General features: G+C 40.0%; 27 protein-coding genes. 10 read left to right on the forward strand and 17 right to left on the reverse strand.

What is annotated here, in order from left to right; translation table 11 throughout:
* Nucleotides 1-10: 10 nt before the first annotated feature.
* The 17 genes from lapB to PING_RS15590 form a co-directional block, all read right to left on the reverse strand.
* Nucleotides 11-1183 carry a lipopolysaccharide assembly protein LapB gene (lapB, locus tag PING_RS15510; protein WP_011771266.1) on the reverse strand — a complete coding sequence of 391 codons (1173 nt, stop codon included), beginning with the start codon at nt 1181-1183 and terminating at the stop codon, nt 11-13.
* 6 nt (nt 1184-1189) lie between these two features.
* Nucleotides 1190-1477, reverse strand: a complete 288-nt coding sequence (locus PING_RS15515) for a LapA family protein (protein ID WP_011771267.1) — start codon at nt 1475-1477, stop codon at nt 1190-1192.
* A 232-nt stretch (nt 1478-1709) separates the two neighbouring features.
* Nucleotides 1710-1997 carry an integration host factor subunit beta gene (ihfB, locus tag PING_RS15520; protein ID WP_011771268.1) on the reverse strand — a complete coding sequence of 96 codons (288 nt, stop codon included), beginning with the start codon at nt 1995-1997 and terminating at the stop codon, nt 1710-1712.
* A 138-nt stretch (nt 1998-2135) separates the two neighbouring features.
* Entirely contained in the window at nt 2136-3806 is a 1671-nt protein-coding gene (gene rpsA, locus PING_RS15525) for a 30S ribosomal protein S1 (protein ID WP_011771269.1), read from the reverse strand.
* Between the two features lie 106 nt (nt 3807-3912).
* Nucleotides 3913-4599 carry a (d)CMP kinase gene (gene cmk / locus PING_RS15530; protein ID WP_011771270.1) on the reverse strand — a complete coding sequence of 229 codons (687 nt, stop codon included), beginning with the start codon at nt 4597-4599 and terminating at the stop codon, nt 3913-3915.
* Nucleotides 4600-4698: 99 nt separating this feature from the next.
* The gene (locus PING_RS15535; RefSeq protein WP_011771271.1) at nt 4699-5469 is read right to left on the reverse strand and encodes an MlaA family lipoprotein; all 771 of its coding nucleotides are present in this window, start codon (nt 5467-5469) and stop codon (nt 4699-4701) included.
* A gap of 197 nt (nt 5470-5666) precedes the next feature.
* Nucleotides 5667-6953, reverse strand: coding sequence for a c-type cytochrome biogenesis protein CcmI (gene ccmI / locus PING_RS15540; RefSeq protein WP_011771272.1), 1287 nt, complete (start codon nt 6951-6953; stop codon nt 5667-5669).
* Nucleotides 6950-7492, reverse strand: coding sequence for a cytochrome c-type biogenesis protein (locus PING_RS15545; protein ID WP_011771273.1), 543 nt, complete (start codon nt 7490-7492; stop codon nt 6950-6952). Before PING_RS15545 ends, ccmI begins: the two co-directional genes overlap by 4 nt.
* A gap of 3 nt (nt 7493-7495) precedes the next feature.
* Entirely contained in the window at nt 7496-8032 is a 537-nt protein-coding gene (locus PING_RS15550; protein ID WP_011771274.1) for a DsbE family thiol:disulfide interchange protein, read from the reverse strand.
* A gap of 2 nt (nt 8033-8034) precedes the next feature.
* A complete protein-coding gene (locus PING_RS15555; protein ID WP_011771275.1) occupies nt 8035-9996 on the reverse strand; it encodes a heme lyase CcmF/NrfE family subunit in 1962 nt (653 codons plus the stop codon).
* Nucleotides 9997-10016: 20 nt separating this feature from the next.
* The gene (ccmE, locus tag PING_RS15560; RefSeq protein ID WP_011771276.1) at nt 10017-10484 is read right to left on the reverse strand and encodes a cytochrome c maturation protein CcmE; all 468 of its coding nucleotides are present in this window, start codon (nt 10482-10484) and stop codon (nt 10017-10019) included.
* Complete coding sequence (gene ccmD / locus PING_RS15565; protein WP_011771277.1) at nt 10481-10687, reverse strand: heme exporter protein CcmD; 207 nt, start codon at nt 10685-10687, stop codon at nt 10481-10483. The genes ccmE and ccmD overlap by 4 nt, the downstream gene beginning before the upstream one ends.
* A 1-nt stretch (nt 10688) precedes the next feature.
* Entirely contained in the window at nt 10689-11447 is a 759-nt protein-coding gene (locus tag PING_RS15570) for a heme ABC transporter permease (protein ID WP_011771278.1), read from the reverse strand.
* Nucleotides 11448-11517: 70 nt separating this feature from the next.
* Nucleotides 11518-12186, reverse strand: coding sequence for a heme exporter protein CcmB (gene ccmB, locus PING_RS15575; RefSeq protein WP_011771279.1), 669 nt, complete (start codon nt 12184-12186; stop codon nt 11518-11520).
* Nucleotides 12179-12817, reverse strand: a complete 639-nt coding sequence (ccmA, locus tag PING_RS15580) for a cytochrome c biogenesis heme-transporting ATPase CcmA (RefSeq protein ID WP_011771280.1) — start codon at nt 12815-12817, stop codon at nt 12179-12181. Before ccmA ends, ccmB begins: the two co-directional genes overlap by 8 nt.
* Before the next feature lie 222 nt (nt 12818-13039).
* Complete coding sequence (locus PING_RS15585) at nt 13040-14260, reverse strand: ammonium transporter (protein ID WP_011771281.1); 1221 nt, start codon at nt 14258-14260, stop codon at nt 13040-13042.
* Nucleotides 14261-14293: 33 nt separating this feature from the next.
* Nucleotides 14294-14632: a P-II family nitrogen regulator gene (locus tag PING_RS15590; RefSeq protein WP_011771282.1), complete on the reverse strand. Its 339-nt coding sequence runs from the start codon at nt 14630-14632 to the stop codon at nt 14294-14296.
* A gap of 390 nt (nt 14633-15022) precedes the next feature.
* Between PING_RS15590 and PING_RS15595 the strand changes: the two genes are divergently transcribed.
* The 10 genes from PING_RS15595 (at nt 15023) to srmB (ending at nt 26551) form a co-directional block, all read left to right on the forward strand.
* A complete protein-coding gene (locus PING_RS15595; RefSeq protein ID WP_041766584.1) occupies nt 15023-16198 on the forward strand; it encodes a serine hydrolase in 1176 nt (391 codons plus the stop codon).
* A 96-nt stretch (nt 16199-16294) separates the two neighbouring features.
* Nucleotides 16295-16564, forward strand: a complete 270-nt coding sequence (ybeD, locus tag PING_RS15600; protein ID WP_011771284.1) for a DUF493 family protein YbeD — start codon at nt 16295-16297, stop codon at nt 16562-16564.
* A 16-nt stretch (nt 16565-16580) separates the two neighbouring features.
* Nucleotides 16581-17231, forward strand: a complete 651-nt coding sequence (lipB, locus tag PING_RS15605) for a lipoyl(octanoyl) transferase LipB (RefSeq protein ID WP_011771285.1) — start codon at nt 16581-16583, stop codon at nt 17229-17231.
* Nucleotides 17224-18192 (forward strand): lipoyl synthase, encoded by a 969-nt coding sequence (lipA, locus tag PING_RS15610; protein WP_011771286.1) that lies wholly within the window; start codon nt 17224-17226, stop codon nt 18190-18192. Before lipB ends, lipA begins: the two co-directional genes overlap by 8 nt.
* 119 nt (nt 18193-18311) lie before the next feature.
* On the forward strand, nt 18312-19322 hold the full coding sequence (locus tag PING_RS15615; RefSeq protein ID WP_011771287.1) for a 1-aminocyclopropane-1-carboxylate deaminase/D-cysteine desulfhydrase: 1011 nt from the start codon (nt 18312-18314) through the stop codon (nt 19320-19322).
* 246 nt (nt 19323-19568) lie between these two features.
* Nucleotides 19569-20618: a 16S rRNA (guanine(1207)-N(2))-methyltransferase RsmC gene (rsmC, locus tag PING_RS15620; protein WP_011771288.1), complete on the forward strand. Its 1050-nt coding sequence runs from the start codon at nt 19569-19571 to the stop codon at nt 20616-20618.
* Between the two features lie 118 nt (nt 20619-20736).
* The gene (glgC, locus tag PING_RS15625) at nt 20737-21966 is read left to right on the forward strand and encodes a glucose-1-phosphate adenylyltransferase (protein WP_011771289.1); all 1230 of its coding nucleotides are present in this window, start codon (nt 20737-20739) and stop codon (nt 21964-21966) included.
* A 70-nt stretch (nt 21967-22036) separates the two neighbouring features.
* Entirely contained in the window at nt 22037-23260 is a 1224-nt protein-coding gene (gene glgC, locus PING_RS15630; protein WP_011771290.1) for a glucose-1-phosphate adenylyltransferase, read from the forward strand.
* A gap of 195 nt (nt 23261-23455) precedes the next feature.
* Nucleotides 23456-24922, forward strand: coding sequence for a glycogen synthase GlgA (glgA, locus tag PING_RS15635; RefSeq protein ID WP_011771291.1), 1467 nt, complete (start codon nt 23456-23458; stop codon nt 24920-24922).
* 267 nt (nt 24923-25189) lie between these two features.
* Nucleotides 25190-26551, forward strand: a complete 1362-nt coding sequence (gene srmB, locus PING_RS15640) for an ATP-dependent RNA helicase SrmB (RefSeq protein ID WP_011771292.1) — start codon at nt 25190-25192, stop codon at nt 26549-26551.
* The last annotated feature ends 14 nt before the right edge of the window (nt 26552-26565 follow it).

Here is a 26565-nt window from a genome sequence, read left to right on the forward strand (position 1 = left end):
CATTCATTTTTTATTCGCCATCAAGGCCGCGAATAGGCTTAATTCTTCCCCAATTTTTACAGGAAGGGCATTGCCAATATAATTTTTTGCTCGAATATCCACATTTTTGACAGCGATATTTAGGGCGCAGTTTAATCTGTTCTGACACTAGTTTTTGTAAAAAAGTAAGACTCTCTTTTTCACTTATCGATTGGGCTAACTGCAAATGGTAAGTCATTAAATGGTTAAAGCCTTTCATCGTAGTGTTACGCCGTAACTCTTGCAGCATGAATTCCTGGGCTTTTTCAATGCCATGATATTTAGCAATAAGTTCAGCTAACAATATAACGGCACTGGCCCCTGCTCCTATACTGACGATACTATAAAGGTAGCCGATTAATTCCTGTTCACTGCCCTGCTGCTGATGTAATTTTAATAACCTGTCTAATATAACCTCGGTAAAATCAATATCCAGTTCAGGAATTGATTGTAAAATTTGCAGCGCCTTTTGCGGCTTATTTTGCAAAATATAATAATCACAGAGAGCGATATTTGCGCGCATACAATTTGGAAAAACAGTTAATGCCTTTTGATAAAGTTTAATTTTTTGTTTGTCATCGCTCGGATTTTTAAATTGATCCGCCAAACTGCAGTAGAGATAGGATAACGTTCTGCGCTTTTTTGTCCCCTTAGATAATTTATACAGAGACTCAGTCACTCTCACCGCATCTTTCCATTCTTTAAGCTGCTGATAAATTAGCAGCAAATTTTCCAGTGCGACCTCCTGATACTCAGGCGATGCCTTTAACTGTACAAATGTTTCTTCACTGCGATCAAATAAACCTGCCTGGTAAAAGTCTTTGCCTAACTGCAGCAAAGCTAAATCTCGTTGTTCTAGTGTCAGTGAGGGACGAGCGATTAAGTTCTGGTGAATGCGAATAGCACGTTCGACTTCGCCACGCTGACGGAATAGGTTGCCCAATGCAAGGTGAGTTTCAATGGTTTCATTATCAACCTCCAGCAGAGCAATAAAGTGATCAACCGCTTTATCGGGTTGATCGCTTAACAAAAAGTTCAACCCTTGGACGTAATCTCTGCTGAGTTTATTACCTTTTTTTTGTTTTTTTTGATGTACGCTTCTGACTCCCATGTACCAGCCATATAAGGCGGCGACAGGGAGTAAAAGAAAAAACAGCTCTTGCACTAAAAGTTAATCTTTCACTGGTAAGGCACGTAACTCATTAAGCTCCTTACTGTGCTTTTTATTCATTTTAAGTAATTGCCTATTTTTTATTTTTAACTTCAAATAAAAGAGCACAGAAATAATACCGGAGGTAATAAAGCCAATTAAAAATATAATTGCTAATAATGTAGAAAGGCGCATTTCACTTTGCGCCAGCAAATAATTAATATTAATTAACTGCTGATTTTTTAAACCAAGCAAAGCAGCAACCACAAAGAATAAAATGGTAATAATGAGAGTAATAATACGTTTCATAGCGATACCTTAGCAAAGAAGATGAGTTACCAGTCTAGTATATATTACACAGGGAATAAATCATTGATATGTATGTATTGCAGGTTTTATTATGCGAATACCCATTCCAGTGATTAGGTAATCTATTCAGGCGCAAGGAAAATGGATAAAAACAAAGAATTTAATTTTTTAAAGGAGAGGTAAGGTGAATTTAAGGTAAAAAAAATGGTGCTATAAAAGCACCATTTTTTAGTTAAGCATTTGCTGCATTTACTCGCTCTCTCAATGCCTTGCCAGGTTTAAAGTGAGGAACATACTTACCATCGAGTTCAACTCTATCCCCTGTTTTGGGATTTCGTCCAACTCTTGGGGCGCGATAATGTAAAGAGAAACTACCAAAACCTCTAACTTCAATTCGTTCGCCTTGTGCAAGTGAATTAGCCATTAGCGTTAATGTTTCTTTTACACTATCTTCCACCTCTTTTACCGACAATTGAAAGTGCTTACTGGTTAGTCTTTCAATCAAATCAGACTTAGTCATAACTTACCTCGCGTTCAAATTTGAATACAGTAAACCGACTCCAGTTAATGCTAATTATTACCTAAGCGCTCTGGAAAATCGGAGATGCTTTTCCCAAATTATTTAGGCAAGAGTGGCTGATTACCAGCCACTCAATAATTATTTGCCTTTAGCTGCGTTAAATGCATCAAGCATTGCATTACCCATGCTTGCTTCATCTTGTTGTTTTAAGCTATCAACAGCTTCTTTCTCATCAGCTTCATCTTTAGCTTTGATAGAAAGGCTAATTACACGGTTTTTACGATCTACACCGACAAATTTAGCATCAATAGCGTCACCAGCTTTAAGCACTGTAGCTGCATTCTCAACACGCTCACGTGCGATATCACCTACACGAATGTAACCTTCAACGCCTTCAGCAAGAGTAATAGTTGCACCTTTAGCATCAACTTCAGAGATAGTCCCTACAACAATAGACCCTTTCTTGTTTTCTGCTAAGTAATTATTGAACGGGTCAATTGAAATTTGCTTGATACCCAAAGAGATACGCTCACGCTCAGGATCAACTTGAAGCACAACAGCTTCGATCTCATCGCCTTTTTTGTAATCTAGAACAGCTTTTTCGCCTTCAGCTTCCCAACTAATATCAGAAAGGTGAACTAGACCATCGATGTTGCCATCAAGACCGATGAAGATACCAAAGTCAGTGATAGATTTAATCTTACCAGAAACTTTTTGACCTTTATCATGAGTTGAAGAGAACTCTTCCCATGGATTAGCTTTACACTGTTTAAGGCCTAGAGAGATACGACGACGTTCTTCATCGATATCCAGTACCATAACTTCAGCTGCATCACCAAGGTTAACAACTTTAGACGGGTGAATGTTTTTGTTAGTCCAATCCATTTCTGAAACGTGAACTAAACCTTCAACGCCTTCTTCAATCTCAACAAAACAACCGTAGTCAGTTAAGTTAGTCACTTTACCCGTTAAGCGAGTGCCTTCAGGGTAACGTTTAGCGATTGCTACCCATGGATCTTCACCAAGTTGCTTAAGACCTAGCGATACACGAGTACGCTCACGATCAAATTTAAGCACTTTAACATTGATTTCATCACCAACATTGACGATTTCACTTGGGTGTTTAACACGCTTCCAAGCCATATCGGTAATGTGTAATAGACCGTCAACACCACCTAGATCTACGAATGCGCCGTAGTCGGTTAAGTTCTTAACGATACCTTTAATTTCTTGACCTTCTTGAAGGTTTTCAAGTAGTTCATCGCGTTCAACACTGTTTTCAGTTTCGATAACAGCACGGCGAGATACAACAACGTTGTTACGTTTTTGATCAAGTTTAATCACTTTGAATTCAATATCTTTGTTTTCAAGGTGAGCAGTGTCACGTACCGGACGTACGTCAACTAATGATCCTGGTAGGAAAGCACGGATACCGTTTAATTCAACAGTGAAACCACCTTTAACTTTACCGTTGATAACACCGATAACAGTTTCTTGGTCTTCGTACGCTTTCTCTAGCTGGATCCAAGCTTCGTGACGTTTCGCTTTTTCACGAGAAAGTTTAGTTTCACCGAAACCGTCCTCTACCGCGTCTAACGCTACATCGACAACATCGCCAACAGCAACTTCTAGTTCACCAGCAGCATTTTTAAATTCTTCAACTGGGATTGCAGCTTCAGATTTAAGACCTGCATCAACAAATACTAGGTTGTTACGGATTCCTACGATTGTACCTTTAACAATCGTACCGGGACGAGTTTCTACCGTTTGTAGAGATTCTTCAAATAGTTCAGCAAAAGATTCCATCATCTATTTATTCACACTTATTTTTTATACAACCACTTACAGTCCATTAGCAAGGGAGGCTGAAAAAGATTACTGCTTCGTCCATAAAGCAATATTAGTTAATAGTTGCTTATTCAACTATTAATTTGAGTTTAAGTTTCATCAATTCAAAGATCTGATCCACAACCTGCACAACAGTTAATGACGTTGAATCGATCACTAAAGCATCTTCTGCGGGTTTTAAAGGCGCAACAGGACGATTTCGATCTCGAAAATCACGTTCTTTGATTTCGCTTAAAATTTCCGCAAGGCTAACATTAAACCCCTTACTTTGCAACTGATTAAAACGCCGCAACGCACGCTGCTCTGCGCTCGCATCCAGGAATATTTTAACTGGTGCATCGGGAAAGACTACTGTCCCCATGTCTCGTCCGTCGGCAATCAAACCGGGTTCTTTGTAGAATGCCTTTTGCCGGGTCAATAGAGCATCACGAACAAGTTGCAATGAAGCAACCTGAGAGGCGGCTTGTGCCACTGTTTCGGTTCTTAATTTATCACCAACGTTCTCACCTGCTAATAAAGTATCAACACCAACGCCATTAGATTGAAAAGAAACATTCAGGTTTAATGCCAAATTGGCCAAACTTTTTTGATCATCCAAACTTATTTTTTTTTGTAGCGCTGCAAAAGCTAAAATTCTATACAGGGCACCGCTATCAAGCAGATTCCACTTTAGTCTTGCTGCTATTATATGGCATACAGTGCCCTTTCCTGAACCACTTGGGCCGTCAACAGTGACCAAATTAATGTTAGACACATAAACTCCTTGGATCGCTTAAAAATTATATTTAAAAATTGTGATTACCAAAAACTAAAGCTAATCAAATAGTGGTGATAGTTGCCATCACTATAAAAATTAATTTATTTCATCCATAAATTCATTCAAGTTTTGCTCTACTTCTTTTTGCTCTTGAGTCGTTTTCTTTATAAAGTGCTCGATATCTGTACTGTTAGAGTAAAACTGAAAGGCTTCATACTGAATGTAGGCTTCTTTAACAAATAAATAGGGATCCAGCGATTGTTCAAGAAGGGGTTCCTTATCGATAAATCCTGCCCGTATTTCGGCACCATCAAGCCCCCACACACCTACATTTTGCCAAAAGCTAAGGTAACTGGTCGGAAAAAACAACCTGTCGACAACATCCCCAACCAATTTCCGCGTGCTGCGAGGCCCGATCACCGGTACCATCAAATACGGGCCATTTGGCACTGACCATCTTCCAAGCACGTTACTAAAATTTTCTCTACGTCGCTCAATCCCAATTGAACTGCCTACATCTATCAACCCGAAAATTCCAAAAGTAGAGTTAAGGGTAAACCGCATTAATGCATCAAATGAATGCTTAAACTCAAACTGTATTAAATTATTTAATACCGTTGTCGGCTCTTCAAGATTTAAGACAAAATTGTGAATCGCTCTGCGGCCATTATTTGGCATTACATAAATATAACTTTTTGTTACTGGACGGTATAGGTAAGTGTCCAACACCTTATAGTTAAATTCCCAAATAAGACGGTTAACAGGTTCAATAGGATCACTCATTTGATATTGACTATCGCCATTAACCGTTTGCGCAAACGGCGCAGTTGAAAACAGCAAAAAAATAAAAAAAGTTAATTTTAGCATATTGGAATACTCTTTGTTCTTAAAGTAGATACCCAGTTTGTATGATTTTACAACGGGAAAATACAGCGTCACTTATTATGAATCTACAGTATCCGATACCAAGAAAAAGTGATCGGTCTTAGTTGTTAAAAAACTCACGGCATTAGGTATAACGATTCAAAATTTAAATCGTTATACTTTTTAAATTGAATAAAAATTTACTCTAGCAGTTGTGAAACAAGCACTTTTACATTTTGTTTTTCTCCGGCGGCAATCGCAGGACTTTCACCTTGCCACTGTCCGGCACTATTGCTTGCATTACCATCAACTGAAATACGTGCTTTAATAATGAAATTAGGATAATCACTTAGTTTTACCCCCTTCACCATAGAATTAGCATCAGAAAGCTCAATGGTTGCAGGAAAAGTGGGTAGTTTTATTTTGAGCGCTGCAATCGGCATTGGCGGGCCGCCAACGGCTTGAGCATAAACAAATAAAAAGCCATCTTTTGGCACAACAACATTATCATCAACAGAAATCTCCACCCGATAAGTCACCCCAATGGCAGCAGGCAGATTGTCAATGCTGTTATTGAGATTAGGAGTGGCATTATCAATAACACTACCAGCATCTTTAGACATTTGCTGTTTTGCGTAGCCAATGCTGTCACGCAGGGTCTCTGCCTGTGGTGAATCATTCTCAACCAGCGTTTGCATTTTTTCCCAACGTTGGATGGCCAACGCATAATCCTTCTTTTCAAGTGCTATAAATGCGTACATAGACCATGCTTGCAGCTCATTGGGATACTCCCTTAACAGCTCTGTTAATAACGATTCCGCTTGATTTTGGATGCCGGCATCACCCGTCTGCATTTTCAACTGGATATCAACAAGGCGTATATTGAGTGACTTAGGATCGAGCAATAACGCTTTTTTAATCGCATCTAAGGCAACCTCGGTCTCCTTAAAGACCATTGCTAAGCGGCTATATAATAACCAGCCATCGGCATTATTGCTGTTTTGACTTAGTTGGGTGCGTAAACCTAGCATTAAATCGCGCAGTTCCTGCTCACTTGGACTGCTATCTTGATCATTAAAGAGTTTATTTTGCAGGTCCGGGTAGCGCTCCATAACCGATTGCCACTGCTCAACCTCTTGATAGGCACCCACGGAGCTATACAGTCCATAACTGCCAAAAACCAGAATAAGAACCGCTGGCAGCCACAACATTTTACTGTTTTTATAATTATCAGGTGTCTCTTTATCAATCACATCATCGAGCAAATTATGTTGCAATTCAGTGCGGAAGGTTTCTTTATCAACAATAAGATCCTGTGCTTCATCGTTTTCAAGTTCAGTTAAACGAATATCATATAATGCGCGATTTAATTGATTACGGCGCTCCCCTTGCTGGCGATTTTTATAGCTGCGTATAAAAGGGATCGTCAGCAGAGCACTTGCGATTATTACAAGCAAAATACTGGTCAACCAAAACTGTAAAATCATTGCTTATTCCCTTTTTGTGACTTTTTATCTGTGGGTTTTTTATCACCCAGAATTTTTTGCAAACGCTGTTCTTCGTCAGGATCTAACTGTGGCGCCTGTTTTTTTTGTCGTTTTACCAGAGCATATATAAAGTAGAACCCTACCAAAATAAACAACAAAGGACCAAGCCACAGGAAAATAGTCGCAGGTGTCATCGGCGGATCATAACGTATAAAGTTACCGTAACGGGCAACCATATAGGCAATAACTTGCTCTTCATTTTTGCCTTCTTTCACCAGTTCATAGGTTTTGTTGCGTAAATCTTCCGCGAGCTCTGCATTAGAATCGGCAATATTCTGATTCTGACATTTAGGGCAACGTAACTGCTTTGTTAAGTCATGAAAAGTCTGTTCTTGTTGTGCATTATCAAACTCAAAAAGATCAGTCGCACTAAAAGCTAAAGGGCTGAAAAAAAACATGAGACAAAACAGATAAGCGCTGAAATTAACTGTTTTAAAGCGATTATTTTGAACATGTAGATCTACTGAAGTCAATTGCATCGGTTACTCCATATTATCAAAGATAGCAGATAATTTATCTTGCCAATTGCGGTCATTTAAATCCCCGACATGGCGATACTGGATGATACCTTTGCTATCAATAAAGAAGGTTTCAGGCGCACCATAAACACCCAAATCAAGCCCCAGCATACCATCTTTATCAAACAGACTGATTGCATAGGGATCCTTAAGATCCGTTAACCACTTAATCGCTTTAATACGATTATCTTTGTAGTCCATACCAATAATATACAGCCCCTCCCCGGCCAACTTAGTTAAAAATTGATGCTCGGCATAACAGGTTGGGCACCAGGTAGCCCAGACATTAAGTAATAATTTTTGACCTTTAAATATAGAGGCATCGTGCTGCTTGTCCGGGTCATAAAGATCCTGCAGAGTAAACTCCGGGACAGTTTGACCAATTAAAGTGGACTCGAGTTTTCGAGGATCAGTGTACAAACCTTGAAACAGGAAATAACAAGCAATCAAAAAGATCGCTAAAGGGACTGATAGCGTCAGTATTTTTTTGCTATTGGCCATTTTCAGATAACCTCCGCTGCTGATTCGGGCACTTTTTTGACCCGGTAGCGGCGATCAAAGATCACCAAAACACCCGCCAATGCCATCATCATCGGACCAAACCAGATCCAACGTATAAAAGATTTATAATAAACACGTACAGACCAAGCCCCGTCCGGTAATACTTCACCCATTGCGATATACAAATCACGGGTAAAACCTGAATCAATAGCGGCTTCGGTCATCGCCGTTCTTTGCACATTATAAATTCTTTTTTCAGGCTCCATAACGGCGACCGTTTTTTGATCATATTTAACGGTAAATTTCCCGACAATGCCGCCGTAGTTTTTGCCCTGCAGGTCATTGACTGCATCAAAATGAAAATCGTAATGCTCAAAGCGAACACTTTCTCCTACGCTTAATTTAACATCACGCTCAATAGAGAAATTTTGGGTCATCGTAATACCGATTAACATAATTGCGAATCCGGCATGACCCAAAGTCATTGCCCAATGACTGTTACCTAATTTACGCATACCTGTCCACAGGCTAAAACGGTGTGTCGAACGCAGGTAAATCTCCACACAAGTTCCTGTCAATATCCACATAGCCAGAAAGATGCCTAATACAGCAAGCCAGGTAAAATGGGAGGCAAGAGTTCCTAGAAAAACAAGCGTTAACAAAGTACTAACGACTAATAGAATAACCATTGGTTTAAACAAATCGGTTAGATTCTGACGTTGCCAGCGCACTAAAGAGCCCACGCCTAAAAAGAGTGCAAAGGGTACAATCAAAACAGTAAATATACGGTTAAAGAAGGGTTCACCAATCGAAATACTGCCTAAACCCATTTCTTTATGGACAAGCGGTAATAGTGTCCCTAATAAAACCACAATTAACGCCGCGATTAATAAAATATTATTACTGAGCAGCATAGTTTCACGGGAGATAATACTATAACGACCGCGACTTTTTACTTTCGAAGCCTGTACTGCGTAAAGTAATAATGAACCACCAATCACTAAAATCAAATAGGTTAATATAAATAGACCACGAGTAGGGTCACTTGCAAAGGCGTGCACCGACACCAAAACACCCGAGCGCACCAAAAAAGTGCCCAGCAAGCTTAATGAAAATGCGCTGATCGCAAGTAGCACTGTCCAGGATTTAAAAACACCCCGTTTTTCACTCACCGCTAACGAATGGATTAAAGCCGTACCGGCAAGCCAGGGCATAAAAGAAGCATTTTCAACGGGATCCCAAAACCACCATCCACCCCAACCCAATTCGTAATAAGCCCACCAGCTTCCCAATGCGATACCTAATGTTAAGAAGGTCCAGGCAGCTATTGTCCAAGGACGGGACCATTTAGCCCAGGCACTGTCCAGGCGCCCTTCCATTAGTGCCGCAATAGCAAAAGCAAAAGCAACTGAAAAACCGACATAACCCATATACAGCATAGGTGGGTGAAAAATAAGGCCAATATCCTGCAGTAGCGGGTTAAGATCCCGGCCATCAACGGGGAAATAGGGGAGAGTGCGATCAAAAGGGTTCGAGGTTAATAAAACAAATAAGTAAAAACCCAATGATAATAAACCTAATACAGCGAGTACTCGGGCAACGGACTCAACAGGTAAGCGTTTACTCATCAGCGCAACAGCCATACTCCACATTGACAATAGAAGCACCCATAAAAGTAACGATCCTTCATGTGCTCCCCAGACGGCAGACAAGCGGTAATACCAGGGCATCGCTGAGTTAGAATTGGTAGCAATATAAGCCACCGTAAAATCATTAACCAGAAACAAATAAGCTAAGATAATAAATGACAAAGCAACAAAAACAAACTGTAAAACAGTTAAAATCTTAGCAGATTCAATGGCACTTTGCTGGTGAGCATAAATCCCATAGAGCGGATAAACGACTTGTAATAATGAAAACATGCAGGCTATTGCCAGCACAACTTGACCAATTTCAGGTAACATGAAATGTCTTTTCCTTATAGTTATTTGTTATTGGCTTTGAAATTATCCATGCCAACCAGTGCCTCAGAAACTTCCGGGGGCATATACTCTTCGTCATGTTTAGCAAGCACTTCAGAAGCGTTAATTTCTGTGGCATTCAGTAAATTACCCTGAGCAACAATACCTTGCCCCTCACGGAATAAATCCGGCAAAATACCATCAAAAAAGACAGTCACAATACCACCACCGTTATCCACCAAATCAAAGCTTACTTTTAAACTCTCTGGATTCCGTTTTACTGATCCCTGTACGACCATGCCGCCAATGCGTAAGCGTTGCCCGACTTCGGGTTTTATACCGGTTTCTTTTTTACCTTCAATGATTTCTGTCGGTGTATAAAAAAGATCGATATTTTGCTGTAAAGCAAAAAGAACTAACCCTACTGCCAGTGAGAGGGCAACCGCCAATAAGGAGGTGATTAACAAACGCTTTTTACGTCTCGGATTCATAATGTACCTTTCCTGTTTTTTGCTTTCTTTATTCGCTCTTCACGTGCGATACGCTGATTGACAGTTTTTAATATTTTTTTTCTTTTTGTTAGGGTATTGAGGATTAAAACAGCTAGCGCTAAAAAAGAGATACCGTAAGCCAACCAAACATAAAAACCGTAGCCCCCCATTGCAAAAAAATCTGCCCATGAATTAAATGCCATCTTAATTTTTTCCCGTCATTTTAACATTGTTTAACGCTAACTGCCTTACCCAGGGACGATGACTTTCACGTGCTAAAATTTCATTTCGAAAGCGCATCAAGGTTAACGCCCCTAATAAAGTCGCAAAAGCTAAAATCATAATCAGTAAGGGCCATAACATTTCCAGTGCCATGGATGGTTTGCCAAATTTACTGATAGTTGGCCCCTGATGCAAGGTGTTCCACCACACAACAGAGTAATGAATAATAGGTAAGTTAATCACTCCCACTAAGGTCAAGATTGAAGCGGCTCTGCCGGCTAATACTTTATCAGAAAATGCATTATATAAAGCAATAATACCTAAATAGATAAACAGTAATATCAGCTCTGAGGTCAAACGTGCATCCCAAACCCACCATGCCCCCCACATAGGTTTTCCCCATGCAGCACCGGTAAACAGGGCAATAAAAGTAAACACCGCACCCACGGGAGCCATTGCTGCAACGGTCATTTCTGCCAGTCTAATTTGCCACACTAAAGCCACAAAGGCGGCAATAGCCATGCTGGAATACGCCCCCATCGCCATCATAGCCGCGGGGACATGAATATAAATTATTCGAAAACTATCACCTTGTTGATAATCTGCAGGGGCAAATAACAGTCCCCACAGCAAGCCAATTATAAATGTAATTATTGTCAGAACAACAAACCAGGGTAATAGTTTGCCCGCTAATTGATAACTCTTTTCAGGTTTTGCATAAGGATGCAGCCATTTCCACATAATCTATCTCTATCTGTTTTTGTTAATACTTAGGTTTTAGGTTTTAGGATCAAATAATAAGTGCATATTATCAACTGACGCTGACACGCAATGATGCTGCTATTGCAAAAGGCGCTAAAATAATGGCGGTAATTAACATTGCCCCTAATAAAGCTAATAACCCTATATAGGATTGTCCATAGGATGCGGCATCAATCGCCATTGTCGAAAAAATTAAAATGGGAATACTAAGCGGGAGCATAATTAAACTCAATAGGATCCCCCCTTTTCTTAAGCCAACTGTCAGTGCAACACCAATAGCACCAAATAAACTCAAAATGGGCGTACCGATTAAAAGCGTTAAAAATAATGCAAAATAGGTATCAATATCAAGTGATAAAAAAGCCGCCAGTAGCGGAGAAACCAATAAAAGAGGCAACCCTGTCAGTAACCAGTGAGAAAAAACCTTCGCGCTGACCAGCCACGCAAGCGGAAAAGGGGACAACATCAACTGCTCTAATGAACCGTCAATAAAATCATCTTTAAATAAGCGCTCAAAGGATAATAAAGCCGCCAATAATGCAGCCACCCAAATAATACCGGGTGCAATGCGCTGCAGTAAAGCGGGATCTGTACCAATACCTAAGGGGAAGAGCGTGACAACAATAATAAAAAACCAAACCGGATTTAAAATATCACTGCCGTGACGAAAAGCCCCTTTTAACTCTTTAGCAACGACTTGAAAAAATGCGCTAAACATATTCTTCACCGGCAGCAACCCCACCTAATTGAATTTTCCGTAACAATGAAGCATCGAGCCTCAGATCCTGATGTGTAGTGAGGAGAACAATCCCCCCTTTTTCTGCATGCTTTATAAATAAAGACTCCAACACGGCGATACCTGACTTATCAATGGCGGTAAAAGGTTCATCTAATACCCATAACGGGCATTTATTAATCCATAATCGGGCTAAAGCCACCCGGCGTTGTTGTCCGGCAGAAAGCTGAGCCGTTGTCACATCTTCATAACCTGCCAACCCAACCTGTGCTAAAACAAACCACAAATCAATATCTTGCTCTGCAGCATGTAACGTCTGAAAAAACTGTAAATTTTCTAAAGGGGTTAACTCAGGTTTTATACCTGATTTATGACCCAGATATAAAAGCTGCTGGTAAAAAAATTCACGATCTTTATCTATTGAGGAGCCTTGCCAAAAAATATCACCTGAATACGGCGTGGACAAACCTATTAGCAACCGAAACAGGCTTGTTTTACCTACGCCATTAGGTCCTTCAATCTGCACTATCTCACCCGGTTTGATGGTAAAGCTTAGATCTTTGAATAAAATACGATCCTCACGGACAACCGTCAGCATTTTGCAGTGCAGCATGAACTTAACCTAATAAATTTAAGGATAATATTTGTACAAAGACAATCATTAAGGGGTATTTGAATGCTAACACAGAAGATTATATGAAGTAATAAACATAACAGATTAATATGTACGTTGGTGCTAGATATCTTTATTCGTGCCTATTTTTAACTTTAGTCAAAACTAAAAAAGCCCTGACTTAGTAATAAGGCAGGGCTAATTAAATGACTTTTTTAGCTGTTATCGAGCAGTGAACTCCGGATAAGCCTCTACACCACAATCGTGTAAATCCATACCTGTTTCTTCTTCTTCAGCGGTAACACGAACGCCCATAGTGACTTTAATAACGCTCCAGACAATCCATGACGCAACAAAGACAAAACCGAAGATAACCGCAGCACCGTATAATTGGGTCGCAAAAGAAGCACCCTCATTATTTAGTGGCACCACTAATAGACCAAACAGACCACAGACACCATGCACAGATAAGGCACCTACCGGATCATCTAACTTTAATTTATCAAAAGTCAGGATACTGTAAACAACGATGATACCTGCAACCGCACCGATACCTGCTGAGAATAGTGGAGTAGGCGATAAAGGATCCGCAGTAATGGCAACTAAGCCTGCTAATGCACCATTTAAAATCATGGTTAAATCAGCTTTACCCCATTTAAGTTTACTGACTATTAGAGCAGCAATGGCACCTGTTGCTGCCGCCGCATTGGTATTAACAAAAATCAAACCAACCGCACTGGCATTTTCTGCATTCGACAGTGCTAATTGTGAGCCACCGTTAAAACCAAACCAGCCCATCCATAAAATAAGTGTACCTAATGTTGCAAGTGGCATGTTTGAACCCGGGATAGGGTGAACTGAACCATTTTTACCAAATTTACCTTTACGTGCACCCAGTAATATAACAGCTGCTAATGCCGCAGCAGCACCTGCCATATGAACAATACCAGAACCTGCAAAATCACTAAAACCGGCTTCAGCAAGGAAACCACCGCCCCAAGTCCAGTATCCTTCCATTGGGTAAATGAAACCTGTTAAAAAGACCGAGAATATTAAGAATGCCCACAATTTCATACGTTCAGCCACTGCGCCAGATACGATTGACATTGCTGTTGCCACAAAAACAACTTGGAAGAAGAAATCTGATTCAAGTGAATGGTCAGCACCTTCCGCTTGGATACCTATCAAACTGCCAAATGAAGGTAACCAGCCCCCTGCGCTATTATCAACATACATAATGTTATAACCAACCAGCAGGAACATGGTACAAGCGATGGCATATAACACGATGTTTTTAGTTAAAATTTCAGTGGTGTTTTTAGATCGAACAAGCCCGGCCTCTAACATTGCAAAACCTGCCGCCATCCACATGACTAAGACACCTGATATTAAAAAATAGAAGGTATCGAGCGCAAACCTGAGTTCTGTTACTGTGTTTTCCATAATAATTCCTCTTTTTAAAAATTACTTAATAGATTAAAGGGCTTCTTCATCAAGCTCACCGGTACGAATACGCACAACTTGCTCAAGGGGATGAATAAATATTTTCCCATCACCTACTTTCCCGGTATTAGCAGCAGCACAAATAGCTTCAACTAGACGTTCTACATCTTCTGTTTTTATGGCAATTTCAAGTTTCACTTTGGGTAAAAAGTCCACCTGATATTCAGCACCACGATAAAGTTCAGTGTGGCCTTTTTGACGGCCAAAACCTTTAACTTCTGAAACGGTTACGCCAGCAATGCCAGCATTCATAATCGCTTCTCTTACTTCATCTAATTTAAACGGTTTAATTATTGCGGTTAACATTTTCATCAGCATTCCCTTCTTATTTTGAAATTTCAATTGGTGGTAAAAATAACGAGTTGATTATTTTTACCTTTGTTTAAATATAAGCAAATAACATGCCAAAAATAAAAACCTTTAATATACAATAGGTTAATCATTAGCGTTAATCTTTCCAATCTCAACCATGCACCAAAAAAGTGCAACTATTACGTCTTTGGGCACAAAAATAAATAAGCGACTTAAATAACCGCAATCGCTTTATAGACCTTCATATTAATAAAATGAATAGGTGAATGTGACAGCCTGATTTTAAAGCATCCTTGATCTGTAGAAATCACTCTTCACCCCTTAGCAAATAAAGGTTGATCTGCTATGATAAGAAAATATTTTTATTCTAATCATTCACAGGTATCTTTCATGAAAAAAATAAGCCTTCTGGTTACCGCGCTCATTTTCAGCTTTAACCTATTTGCAAACCCAACAATAACGCCAAGTGCACCGGAAATTGGCGCAAAGGGATATCTGCTTATTGATTTTAATTCAGGAAAAGTACTTTCTGAAAATAATAGTGATGTAAGACTTAATCCAGCCAGCCTTACAAAAATGATGACCAGTTATATCATTGGCCAGGAAATTAAATCCGGCAACTTATCACCCGACGATAAAGTGACTATTTCCGAAAAGGCGTGGTCAAAAAATTTCCCTGAGTCTTCTAAGATGTTTATTGAAGTGGGTAAGGAAGTGAGCGTCGCCGACTTAAATCGTGGCATTATCATACAATCAGGTAATGATGCCTGTGTGGCGATGGCTGAATATATCGCCGGTAGTGAAGGTGCCTTTGCAGATTTAATGAATTCTTGGGCAGCCCAGTTAGGAATGAATAATACGCAATTTAAAAATAGCCACGGTTTAACAGCTGAGGGTCACTACACAACACCGCATGATATGGCTATCTTGGCGCAAGCATTAATTAATGATGTGCCCGATGAATACCTTATATACAGTGAAAAATCATTTAAATTTAATGGTATTGATCAACCAAATCGTAACGCTTTATTATGGGACAAAAGTTTAGACGTAGATGGTATCAAAACAGGCCATACCAACGAGGCAGGTTACAGCTTGATTTCTTCGGCAACCAAAGATGGCATGCGTCTAATCAGTGTAGTAATGGGCACCCGTTCAACTTCTGCACGTCTAACCGAAAGTAAAAAATTACTCAATTGGGGATTCCGCTTTTTTGAAACGCTGACTCCTTACAATGCTGGCGACCAATTAGCGAATGAAAGAATTTGGATGGGTAGCCAGCCAATGATTCGATTAGGCGTAAAAGATGATACGCCTATTACGCTGCCAAGAGGTGAGGCCAAAAATTTAACCGCTAATTTTATTATTGAAAATGAATTGCGCGCCCCCATCCAAAAAGGTGATGTGGTCGGCAAGGTAAACTATTCAGTGACGGGTCAACAGACAGTGGATGACGAACCGATTGCGACCTACGATCTGATCGCCTTAGAAACCGTGGAAGAAGGTGGTTTATTTAGTCGCTTGATAGATTATATTAAGTTATTATTTATTGGTTGGTTTAGCTGATTTTAGCCCCACATTATAATAATAAGTGAGCTTTCTCCTGAGCGAGTTCGCCATAGAACATAAAAAATTCGATTAACATTGCCCCTGGAGTTTAAAATGGCGTTAAATACCAACTTTGATACCCTATTAGAGTTCCCCTGTTTATTTACCTTTAAAATAATGGGGCTTGCTAAACCAGAATTTATGGAGAAAGTGCTTGAGGTGATCCAAAAGCACGCTCCCGGGGATTATGCGCCGACCATAAAACCCAGTTCAAAGGGCAATTATTGTGCTTTGAGCATTCCTGTGACTGTCACCAGCAAAGACCACATTGAAACGATTTACACTAAGGTGAGCGAACTTGAACTTGTTCGCCATATTCTTTAACACTAATGGTTACTGAATGAAAACATTGGATACACAGCTTAAATTACGTTACTTAGGTAGACAAGATTACCTAACCTCGTGGCAGGCAATGAGCGACTTCACTAATCAACGTGATGAAAATACCATCGATGAAATATGGTTAGTCGAGCACCCTGCGGTGTTTACCCAAGGGCTTGCGGGCAAAGCTGAACACCTGTTAAAGCACAGTGAAATCCCGATCGTGCAAAGCGATCGTGGTGGACAAATCACTTTTCATGCACCCGGACAGTTGGTGGTATACTTACTGATTAACCTTCGCCGCAAAGCGCTTAATGTACGCGCATTAGTCACGGTTATGGAAGACAGCATTATTAATTTATTAGCAGATTATAATGTTATCGCAGTGGCTAAACCCGATGCGCCAGGTGTCTATGTTAATGGTAAAAAAATAGCATCACTGGGACTGAAGATTCGCAAAGGCTGTTCTTTCCACGGATTGGCATTAAATGTTGATATGGATTTATCCCCTTTTTTGCAAATTAATCCCTGTGGTTACGCGGGACTGGAGATGACCCAATGTAAGGCTGAGGGGTTAACGCTTTCAGTTGACGAACTCGCACCGTTATTGATTGAAAAAATGAATCAACAATTAGACTATTCACATATTGAGAGTTTTCACCATGAGTAATAAACCAAGTCAATTAACTGCAGGCAAAAAACTACGCGACGCTGATAAAATGTCTCATATTCCGATTAAAGTTGTCCCTTCGAACAAATCGACGCTATTAAAAAAACCATCCTGGATGAAAATAAAACTTTCTTCTGACAATACACGCGTCAATGAAATAAAAGCAGCATTACGTAAAAACAACCTTCATTCAGTTTGTGAAGAGGCCTCATGCCCAAACCTCAATGAGTGTTTCAATCACGGCACCGCAACTTTTATGATTTTGGGTGATATTTGTACGCGCCGTTGCCCATTTTGTGATGTCGGTCATGGTAAACCGCTGGCTGTCGATGCCAACGAACCTAAAAAACTGGCTGAAACCATTAAGGATATGAAACTAAAATATGTTGTTATCACCTCGGTGGATCGCGATGATCTTCGTGATGGAGGAGCGCAACATTTTGCCGATTGTATCCGTGAAATTCGCTTATTAAACCCAGAGATTAAAATCGAAATTTTAGTGCCTGATTTTAAAGGCCGTATGGATAAAGCCTTGGCCTGTTTTGAGCAGGATCTGCCTGATGTATTTAATCATAACCTTGAAACAGCACCGCATTTATATAAGCAGGTTCGACCTGGCGCTGATTATAAATGGTCTTTAAAACTGCTTCAAAAATTCAAAGAGAAACATCCGCATATTCCAACAAAATCAGGTTTAATGGTGGGACTCGGTGAAACAAATGAAGATATAGAGCAAGTACTTACTGACCTTAGAGCGCATGATGTTAATATGTTAACCCTAGGGCAATACTTACAACCTAGCCTGGACCATTTAGCGGTACAGCGTTTTGTTCCGCCCTCAGAGTTTGATGAATTAGGCGTAAAAGCCAAAGCCCTCGGATTTGATCAAGCGGCTTGCGGCCCCTTAGTTCGCTCCTCATACCATGCGGATTTACAAGCATCTGGCCAGGAAGTGAAATAAAATTACCCACGCCACTAGGAAAAGCGCATTGAATGCGCTTTTCCTGTTATATACGGCGCCTTTTTATCACCTTCCGCGTAAGACAACAATATACCGCCATTTATTGAGGCAAGAAAATATTGCACCCACCACAGAATCAATCTCAAGATCAAGCAAGCAATGGCTTACAACAACTTGAAAAAAAAATGCAAAGCATTATTGCCCCCTCCCCATTGCAGAAAATTGAACATCCTTTATTAGATTTTTGGCAGTTAACCCTGTCGGTTAAAAGAGATGATCTTTTACATCCGGCAATATCTGGGAATAAATGGCGGAAATTAAAGTACAACTTATTGGAGGCGCGCAGACAACAAGTTGATCATATTATTAGTTTTGGCGGTGCTTATTCAAACCATATTCATGCACTTGCTGCTGCAGGATTTTATTTTGGTTTTAAAACCACTGCCATTATCCGTGGAGAGAGTTGGTATGCAAATAACCCCACACTAAAACAAGCCTTAGCATGGGGAATGGAGTTACAATTTGTGACTCGCCAGGAATATAAACAAAGAGCAGAGCCTGCCTACCTGCAATCTTTACAGAGCGCCTATCCGAACGCTTTTATTGTGCCCGAAGGGGGCAGCAACCGATTTGCCCTACGCGGGGTAATAGAAGCGCTACAGGAAATTCAACAACAAGCAAGTGTTACTGTTGATCATATTATAACGGCCACCGGCAGTGGCAGTACGTTAGCAGGACTGGTTGCAGGCATAGCACAATCGCAACGACAACCGAAAGTAACAGGTATTGCCGTGTTAAAAAATGCACACTATCTTAATCAAGAAATAGCCTTACTATTGCAACAGGCCAAGATCAACAATAAGAATAACTGGCGCTTACAAACAGAATTTCACCATGGGGGTTATGCCAAAGTACCGCTTGAATTAAACCATTTTTGTGAGCAGTTTAGCCTGCAAACGGGCATTCCCGTTGAACCTATTTACACAGGCAAAATGTTTTATGGCTTATTTAAACTTATCGAACAAGGCTATTTTAACCGAGGCGAACATATCGTTGCCCTGCACACTGGCGGTCTGCAGGGGTTAGACGGATTAAAAGAGAACAGGAAAGAGAGAACAGATCTGACTTAAGTGTAACCCGCTAGATTTTAATTTAATTTGGATATATAAAGAGCCGCTACAGGTGTTTGTAGAGCAGGCCTGTTGGGATAATTTTAGCGGTTATAATTCTAAATTTATCTCTTAACCATTAAAAATGACATTCTGCGGGTGAGAAATATAAAAATAACAATATAATGCGCGCATCCATTAATATCAACTTACCCATTAATATGAACTTACTCCGATTTTGAGTAGAGTTAACAACAGGAAAACCCAATGTCACTTGCGAATCACACATTTTCAAATCCCAGCCGAGTATTGCAACGCAATGAATCCCTTTTTACAAACAAGAATATTCTCGTTGCAGGTAACATTGATGATGAGTATCCGTTGCAGTTACAGGCATTAGCCAATTCATCTACCTTTTGTTTCAGTGATTATCGTTATTATAGTGTGTTAAAAGATAAATTAACGACATCTGAGGTGCACTTTACCGATAACTATCAGGGTGAAACAAAATTTGACCTGTTACTGATTTTTTTACCTAAAGCAAAGCAGGAAACTTTGTACTTATTAGCGAATCTCACCCCCCATTTGCAACCAGGAGCGAGTATTATTTTAGTGGGTGAAAAAAAATGTGGCATCAAGAGTGCCGACTCATTATTAGCGTCCTATTCAAACAGAATAAATATGATTGATTCAGCTCGCCACTGCAGTATTCTCCATGCTGAATTAAATCAACCGGTCAACGCCTTCACACAATCACAATGGATAAAAACTTACCCATTAAACATCAATAATACTGAGTTACAGATCTGTTCTTTACCGGGTGTTTTTAGCTATGGAGAATTAGATAAAGGCAGTGAGTTATTATTACAAAACTTACCCGATAAAATGTCTGGCAGAGTGCTTGATTTTGGATGTGGCGCGGGTGTTATTGCATGTTATGTTTTAAAAAAACACCCGCAACTTAGCGTTGATCTTGTGGATATTAACGCCTTTGCTTTAGCGAGTGCAAAGTTATCACTGCAAAGCAATCAACTAGAAGGCAACGTCTTCCCATCAAACGTATTTTCAGACATCAAAGAAAAATATAATATACTGCTTTCTAACCCGCCTTTTCATTCCGGAAAAAACACCGACTATACCGCTGCAGAAACCTTTATAAACCAATCAACTAACCACCTGAAATCAAAAGGGAAACTGTCTATTGTAGCGAATAGATTTTTGAACTACGAAGGGTTACTTTTTAAGGCTTTTTCAAACGTAAAAATAGATCAAGAAAGCAATAAATTTAAAGTGTTGAGTTGCATCACAAAAACTTGATAAATAATAAAAAACTGACATAGTCTTCGTATATGATGGAAGTATTGCATTAACCTTGGGAAATTGCCTCGTTATGTACTACGCATAACATTCATCTTACTTTTATCTGGAGACATTTATGGCTGGAATTCTTGCTATGATTCTTGCAGGAGGGGAAGGCTCTCGCCTTTTCCCTTTAACTCAAACTAGAACAAAACCCGCAGTACCCTTTGGGGGGAATTATCGTTTAGTCGATTTCGCACTGAACAATTTTGTTAATGCAGATTTAATGAAAATTTATGTCTTAACGCAATTTAAGTCTCAATCATTAAATATTCATTTACGAAAAGCCTGGCGTTTGTCAGGCATAGGTAAAGCAAACCGTTTTATTGAAGCCATTCCAGCACAGCAACGTGTTAATAAAAACTGGTATTCAGGCACCGCAGATGCGATTTATCAAAATGCACGTTTTATAGAAAAAAGTGCTGCGGAGCATGTTTGTATTTTTGGTAGTGATCACATCTATAAAATGGATGTCCAACAAATGGTTGAACACCATGAACGAAAAGGCGGCGCACTCACCGTTTCTGCCATTCGAATTGTTAAAGAACAGGCATATCATTTTGGTATTATAGAAGTAGATGACGAAGGCCGTATGATAGGTTTTGCTGAAAAACCTGCCGTTGAAGATGCTAAAACAATCCCTGGTGATCCTGACCATGTATTAGCCTCAATGGGTAACTACATTTTCGAGTCAAAAGTATTACTAAAAGAATTATATGAAGATGCTGCTAATAGCACATCACAACATGACTTCGGTAACGATATCATTCCAAAACTTTACCCGGCTGGGAATGTTTTTGTGTATCGATTAAGTGACAACTTTATTCCCGGCGAACCCGCCACCGCTTATTGGCGTGATGTAGGTACACTCGATTCATACTGGGAGGCACATATGGACATGCTCAAACCTGAAGCCCCCTTCTCTCTTTATAATAAAAATTGGCCGTTACATACTTATCATCCACCATTGCCACCCGCAACCTTCCGCGATCCAGAAGGTTGCGAAACGGCTGTTGCTCAATCATTGATTGGTGCAGGTTCATATATTAACGGCGCTAAAATTGAAAACTCTATTTTAGGATTCCGTAGTCATGTCTGCCAAAATGTAATTATTAAAGATTCAATTTTTCTGGGTAATGCAAAAATAGGGGCAGGCTCGCGCTTAACCAAAGTCATTCTTGATAAAGATATAGAAATTGCTCCGAATACTATTATCGGAGAAAATTTGGAAGAAGATCGTAAAAACTTCACTGTGTCCGACGAAGGTGTCATCGCTATCGCCAAGGGCAGTAGAATCGGTTTTTAATGACACTTTTTAGTGGGTAATGAAATCATTACCCTGATCAATTTTTATTCTAAATAAATAGGTTTCTAAGATGGCAAAAGTTCTATCAATGATTTTAGCGGGGGGTGAAGGTTCTCGCCTTTATCCATTAACCCAATCTCGCACTAAACCTTCTGTACCCTTTGGTGGTAGTTATCGGTTAGTGGATTTTGCACTCAACAATTTTGTAAATTCAGACTTATTACGTATTTACGTGTTAACACAATTTAAATCTCAATCACTCAACCAACATCTGAGAAAAGCATGGGAGCTAAATAATATTACTGATACCTTTATCGATGCGATTCCAGCGCAAATGCGCAAAGGTAAACATTGGTATTCAGGTACAGCCGATGCTATTTATCAAAATCTGCAATTTATTGAATCCGATGAAGCTGAACTGGTCTGTATTTTTGGTAGTGACCATATCTATAAAATGGATATCCGTCAAAAAATAGCATACCACCAGGAAAAAGAGGCGGTGCTAACGGTATCAGCAATCAGACTGCCTAAAGAGCAAGCTTACCACTTTGGTATTATTGAAGTTGATGCTGAAGGCCGCATGATAGGTTTTGACGAAAAACCTGCCGTTGAAGATGCTAAAACCATCCCCGGCGATCCGGATCATGTATTAGCTTCCATGGGTAACTATGTTTTTGATTCTAAAGCATTACAAGCAGAGCTAATCCGCGATGCCGCTGTTGGAGATTCAAGCCATGATTTTGGTAAAGATATCATTCCCTATCTATACCCTCAGGGTAAAGTATTTGTTTATGATTTTACTACAAATACTATTCCTGGTGAAGATCATAATACCTACTGGCGTGATGTAGGTACCATTGAGTCCTATTGGGAAGCGAACATGGATTTAATTCAATCAACACCCCCTATTTCGCTTTATAACCGAAAATGGCCGATGCACACTTATTACCCGGCACTGCCGCCAGCTAATTTTAGAAATGGTGAAACGTCGTTTTGTCATATCCGAAAATGTCTTATTTCAGATGGCTGTTTGATTACCGGTGCATTAATTAAAAAATCGGTTTTAGGATTTAAATGTATTGTCGGCAATGACACGGAAATTCACGAATCAGTACTGCTTGGTGAATCAACAATAGGTCGAAACTGTATACTCCTTAAAACAATCATCGATAAAGATGTACATATTGCAGATAATGTACAGATAGGTGTTAATTTAGAAGAAGACAAAAGACGCTTTACCGTATCTGAGGAAGGGATTGTTGTTATTCCTAAGGGCGCAAGAATTGGCTTTTAACTGCTCCGGCATCATGGCGAAAACTAAATAAGTATAAGACCTGGAAGCCACATATAATGTGGCTTCTTGCTTCTATTTCGTCTGATTTATAAGCCATAAGCCTCCAGATAAAAATAAAAAAACGCGTTTAATTGAGCAATAGTGGGCTATTGTTAATCTAACTGGTAATGGCAAAATTGCCGAAGGAGTTCTCCATTGGACAAAAAATTAAAAATTCTTTTTATTTCATCAGAAGTTGAAGGATTCTCAAAAACGGGTGGATTAGCCGATGTTGCCAAGTCATTACCCATAGAATTACGTAACCTGGGCCACGAAGTTAAAATTATCACGCCATTTTATCGTGCTATTAATCATAGTGAAGATGCTCAGCAGCTTTTAAATTTAGTACTCAAAACAGACTATTCTCGGCCCGATATTCATTTTCAAGTGCATCAGCTGGATTTAGATGGAATTCCTGTTTTAACCATTGATAATGCGCATTATTTTGATCGTGACGGATTATACGGGGAAGATAATCGTGCTTATCAAGATAATGGTGAACGTTTTGCATTTTTCTCTTGGGCAGCCATAAAAGCCTGTGATGCGATGGATTTCACCCCAGATATTATCCACTGTAATGATTGGCACACCGGATTGGTTCCCTACCTTCTGAAAACCCGCTATGCAGATAACAGCCGTTTTGCCGACACCAAAACCGTATTCACCACCCATAATGCCTGTTATCAGGGGATTTTTGACAAATCTCAATTAAATATTATTCCCGAAGTGGGTTCGTGCATGGATGATCGTGTTCTGGATAATTACAGCTATATCAACTACCTTAAAGTGGGATTAACTTACAGTGATAAAATCAACACCGTCAGTCCCAACTATGCAAGCGAGCTACTTACACCACTGGGTTCCCATGGTATGTCAGAGCTTTTTATCAGGCGTATTCATGACTTTGAAGGCATTTTAAATGGCTGTGATTACAACGACTGGAACCCTGAAACGGATCCCTATATTCCGGTAAATTTCAGCGCGACGGATATCAGCGGTAAAGAAATTTGTAAAAATACCCTGCAAAAAGAGGTTGGCCTGCCAAGCAGCGATAATCCTTTTTTTGGCATGGTCTGTCGCATAACAGATCAGAAAGGCTTTGGTCTGATTCTGCCAATGTTAGAGCGTTTTCTTAAGCATAATGTGCAAGTTGTTATCGTTGGATCTGGCGAGCCTTCGATCACCGGACAACTCAACGCCATTGCGGCGCACTTTCCAAATAAGTTTAAATTTATAAATATTTACAGTGATAAACTGGCACATATGGTTGAAGCGGGCGCAGACTTTTTTTTAATGCCATCAATCTTTGAACCATGCGGTTTAAACCAATTGTATAGTTTAGCTTACGGTACACTGCCCATTGTCCGGGCTGTAGGTGGATTAAAAGATACGGTATTGGATTATGATCAGGATCCGGACAGTGCCAATGGTTTTGTGTTCTTTGATCCGAATCCAAATCAACTGCTTCATATACTGCGGCGGGCATTATTACTCTATATTGAGCATCCGGAAGAGATGTTACGCTTGAAAACAAAAGCGATGCAATCCCACTTCTACTGGTCTGATGCCGCTAAACATTATGAACATTTATATTACAGTGCGCTGAAAAAGCTACATTTCTGATCACAAACGCCTCCAGACAAGTAAAAAGCCAACTTTTGAATAAAATTGGCTTTTTACTTATTCTTACTCCATAAAGTCCTGCTCAAAATGTGTTGCACTCCCGCAAAGTGGCAGTGAAATAATCAAATATCTGCAATGACCTGTTTCGTTCTTGTGCTGAGCATCCGATCCGTTGTTTAACTTTTTTTCTTTTTTTATCAATTTTGAACACTATTATAATCTTTGCTTTATAATGCCCATTATTACCTATCGGAACTGGAAACACGCATGTCTTTTGAAGCGCTTGAGCTCGACCAACATTTATTAAACGCCATTGCTAAAATGGGGCATACTCGCCCAACAAGCATTCAAACCTTAGCTATCCCGCTCGCGATGGATGAACGTGACATTATGGCAAGTGCCCCCACTGGCACCGGCAAAACATTGGCGTTTTTGCTGCCTGCAGTCCAGCGTTTGATTGATTTTCCTCGTCGAAAAGGCGGCTCTGCGCGAATTTTAATATTAACACCCACACGCGAACTCGCGGTGCAAATTAGCGGTGTTGCTTCTGCGCTTGTTGAAGGGACACAGCTGGTTGTGGGTAATATCATCGGTGGAGTTTCTTACCAGGAACAGGAAGAAGTGATTACTGACAGTGTTGATATAGTGATCGCAACGCCGGGTCGTTTAATGGAATACATCGATTCCGAAGCCTTTGATTGTCGGGAAGTCGAAACCCTAATTCTAGATGAAGCGGACCGCATGTTAGATATGGGCTTTATCAAAGCGATGGACAGGATTGTAGGTGAAACTCGCTGGCGTAAACATACCGCCCTTTTCTCAGCAACACTCGAAGGTAGAGGTCTGCGTGAATTTTGTCGTGATGTATTAAGAAATCCTGCGCAATTAACGGCTGAAGTTTCGCGTCGTGAAAGTGGCAAGATTTTACAATGGGTTCATCTTGCGGACAGCCCCGAGCATAAACTGCAGTTACTAGCAGCTATTTTAGAACAGCCAGTAAAAGAAGAAGAACAGCAACAAAAAGTAATAGTGTTTGTAAAAACACGCGATCGTTTAACTGAACTGGTCGCACAACTTGCAGAGTTACAAATCCCTTGTACCTATCTGCGTGGCGAAATGGATCAGGAAAAACGCAACCTGGCTTTAAACCAATTTAGAGCGGGTAACATTAATATTTTGATTGCAACCGATGTAGCAGCCCGTGGTATTGATGTGCCTGATATCACCCATGTTATTAACTATGATATGCCGCGCAGTGCCGATATTTACGTGCATCGCATTGGCCGTACTGCGCGTGGCGGTAAAAAAGGTATCGCGATTTCATTAATTGAAGCACATGATGTTGATATGCTTGCAAAAGTTGAGCGTTACACAGACCAAATTATAAAACGCCGCGTGGTCAAAACCCTGCGCCCGACGCATAAAGAAGCGCAACCTAGCCAGCGTAAAACAAAAAATAACGTCAATAAAAAAAGTAAAAATCGCGAAGAAGAGTTGAAAAAAGAACAAAAAGCTAAACGTCTTAAGAAAAAAGAAGATATGGGTAAACAGCGCCATCGTAATATAAAAGCGAAAGGTAAACCAAGCTGGGCTGGAAAAGGTAAAACAGAAAATAAAACTGAAGAATAGCTATCTCAGCTGTC

The sequence above is a fragment of the Psychromonas ingrahamii 37 genome, from assembly GCF_000015285.1.
Lineage (GTDB): Bacteria > Pseudomonadota > Gammaproteobacteria > Enterobacterales > Psychromonadaceae > Psychromonas > Psychromonas ingrahamii.

Coding starts and splice junctions, on each gene's coding strand:
- PING_RS15515 (WP_011771267.1), bottom strand. CDS start 1,477: ATGAAACGTATTATTACTCTCATTATTACCATTTTATTCTTTGTGGTT.
- ihfB (WP_011771268.1), bottom strand. CDS start 1,997: ATGACTAAGTCTGATTTGATTGAAAGACTAACCAGTAAGCACTTTCAA.
- rpsA (WP_011771269.1), bottom strand. CDS start 3,806: ATGATGGAATCTTTTGCTGAACTATTTGAAGAATCTCTACAAACGGTA.
- PING_RS15535 (WP_011771271.1), bottom strand. CDS start 5,469: ATGCTAAAATTAACTTTTTTTATTTTTTTGCTGTTTTCAACTGCGCCG.
- ccmI (WP_011771272.1), bottom strand. CDS start 6,953: ATGATTTTACAGTTTTGGTTGACCAGTATTTTGCTTGTAATAATCGCA.
- PING_RS15545 (WP_011771273.1), bottom strand. CDS start 7,492: ATGCAATTGACTTCAGTAGATCTACATGTTCAAAATAATCGCTTTAAA.
- PING_RS15550 (WP_011771274.1), bottom strand. CDS start 8,032: ATGGCCAATAGCAAAAAAATACTGACGCTATCAGTCCCTTTAGCGATC.
- PING_RS15555 (WP_011771275.1), bottom strand. CDS start 9,996: ATGTTACCTGAAATTGGTCAAGTTGTGCTGGCAATAGCCTGCATGTTT.
- ccmE (WP_011771276.1), bottom strand. CDS start 10,484: ATGAATCCGAGACGTAAAAAGCGTTTGTTAATCACCTCCTTATTGGCG.
- ccmD (WP_011771277.1), bottom strand. CDS start 10,687: ATGGCATTTAATTCATGGGCAGATTTTTTTGCAATGGGGGGCTACGGT.
- PING_RS15570 (WP_011771278.1), bottom strand. CDS start 11,447: ATGTGGAAATGGCTGCATCCTTATGCAAAACCTGAAAAGAGTTATCAA.
- ccmB (WP_011771279.1), bottom strand. CDS start 12,186: ATGTTTAGCGCATTTTTTCAAGTCGTTGCTAAAGAGTTAAAAGGGGCT.
- ccmA (WP_011771280.1), bottom strand. CDS start 12,817: ATGCTGCACTGCAAAATGCTGACGGTTGTCCGTGAGGATCGTATTTTA.
- PING_RS15585 (WP_011771281.1), bottom strand. CDS start 14,260: ATGGAAAACACAGTAACAGAACTCAGGTTTGCGCTCGATACCTTCTAT.
- PING_RS15590 (WP_011771282.1), bottom strand. CDS start 14,632: ATGAAAATGTTAACCGCAATAATTAAACCGTTTAAATTAGATGAAGTA.
- PING_RS15595 (WP_041766584.1), top strand. CDS start 15,023: ATGAAAAAAATAAGCCTTCTGGTTACCGCGCTCATTTTCAGCTTTAAC.
- ybeD (WP_011771284.1), top strand. CDS start 16,295: ATGGCGTTAAATACCAACTTTGATACCCTATTAGAGTTCCCCTGTTTA.
- lipB (WP_011771285.1), top strand. CDS start 16,581: ATGAAAACATTGGATACACAGCTTAAATTACGTTACTTAGGTAGACAA.
- lipA (WP_011771286.1), top strand. CDS start 17,224: ATGAGTAATAAACCAAGTCAATTAACTGCAGGCAAAAAACTACGCGAC.
- rsmC (WP_011771288.1), top strand. CDS start 19,569: ATGTCACTTGCGAATCACACATTTTCAAATCCCAGCCGAGTATTGCAA.
- glgC (WP_011771289.1), top strand. CDS start 20,737: ATGGCTGGAATTCTTGCTATGATTCTTGCAGGAGGGGAAGGCTCTCGC.
- glgC (WP_011771290.1), top strand. CDS start 22,037: ATGGCAAAAGTTCTATCAATGATTTTAGCGGGGGGTGAAGGTTCTCGC.
- srmB (WP_011771292.1), top strand. CDS start 25,190: ATGTCTTTTGAAGCGCTTGAGCTCGACCAACATTTATTAAACGCCATT.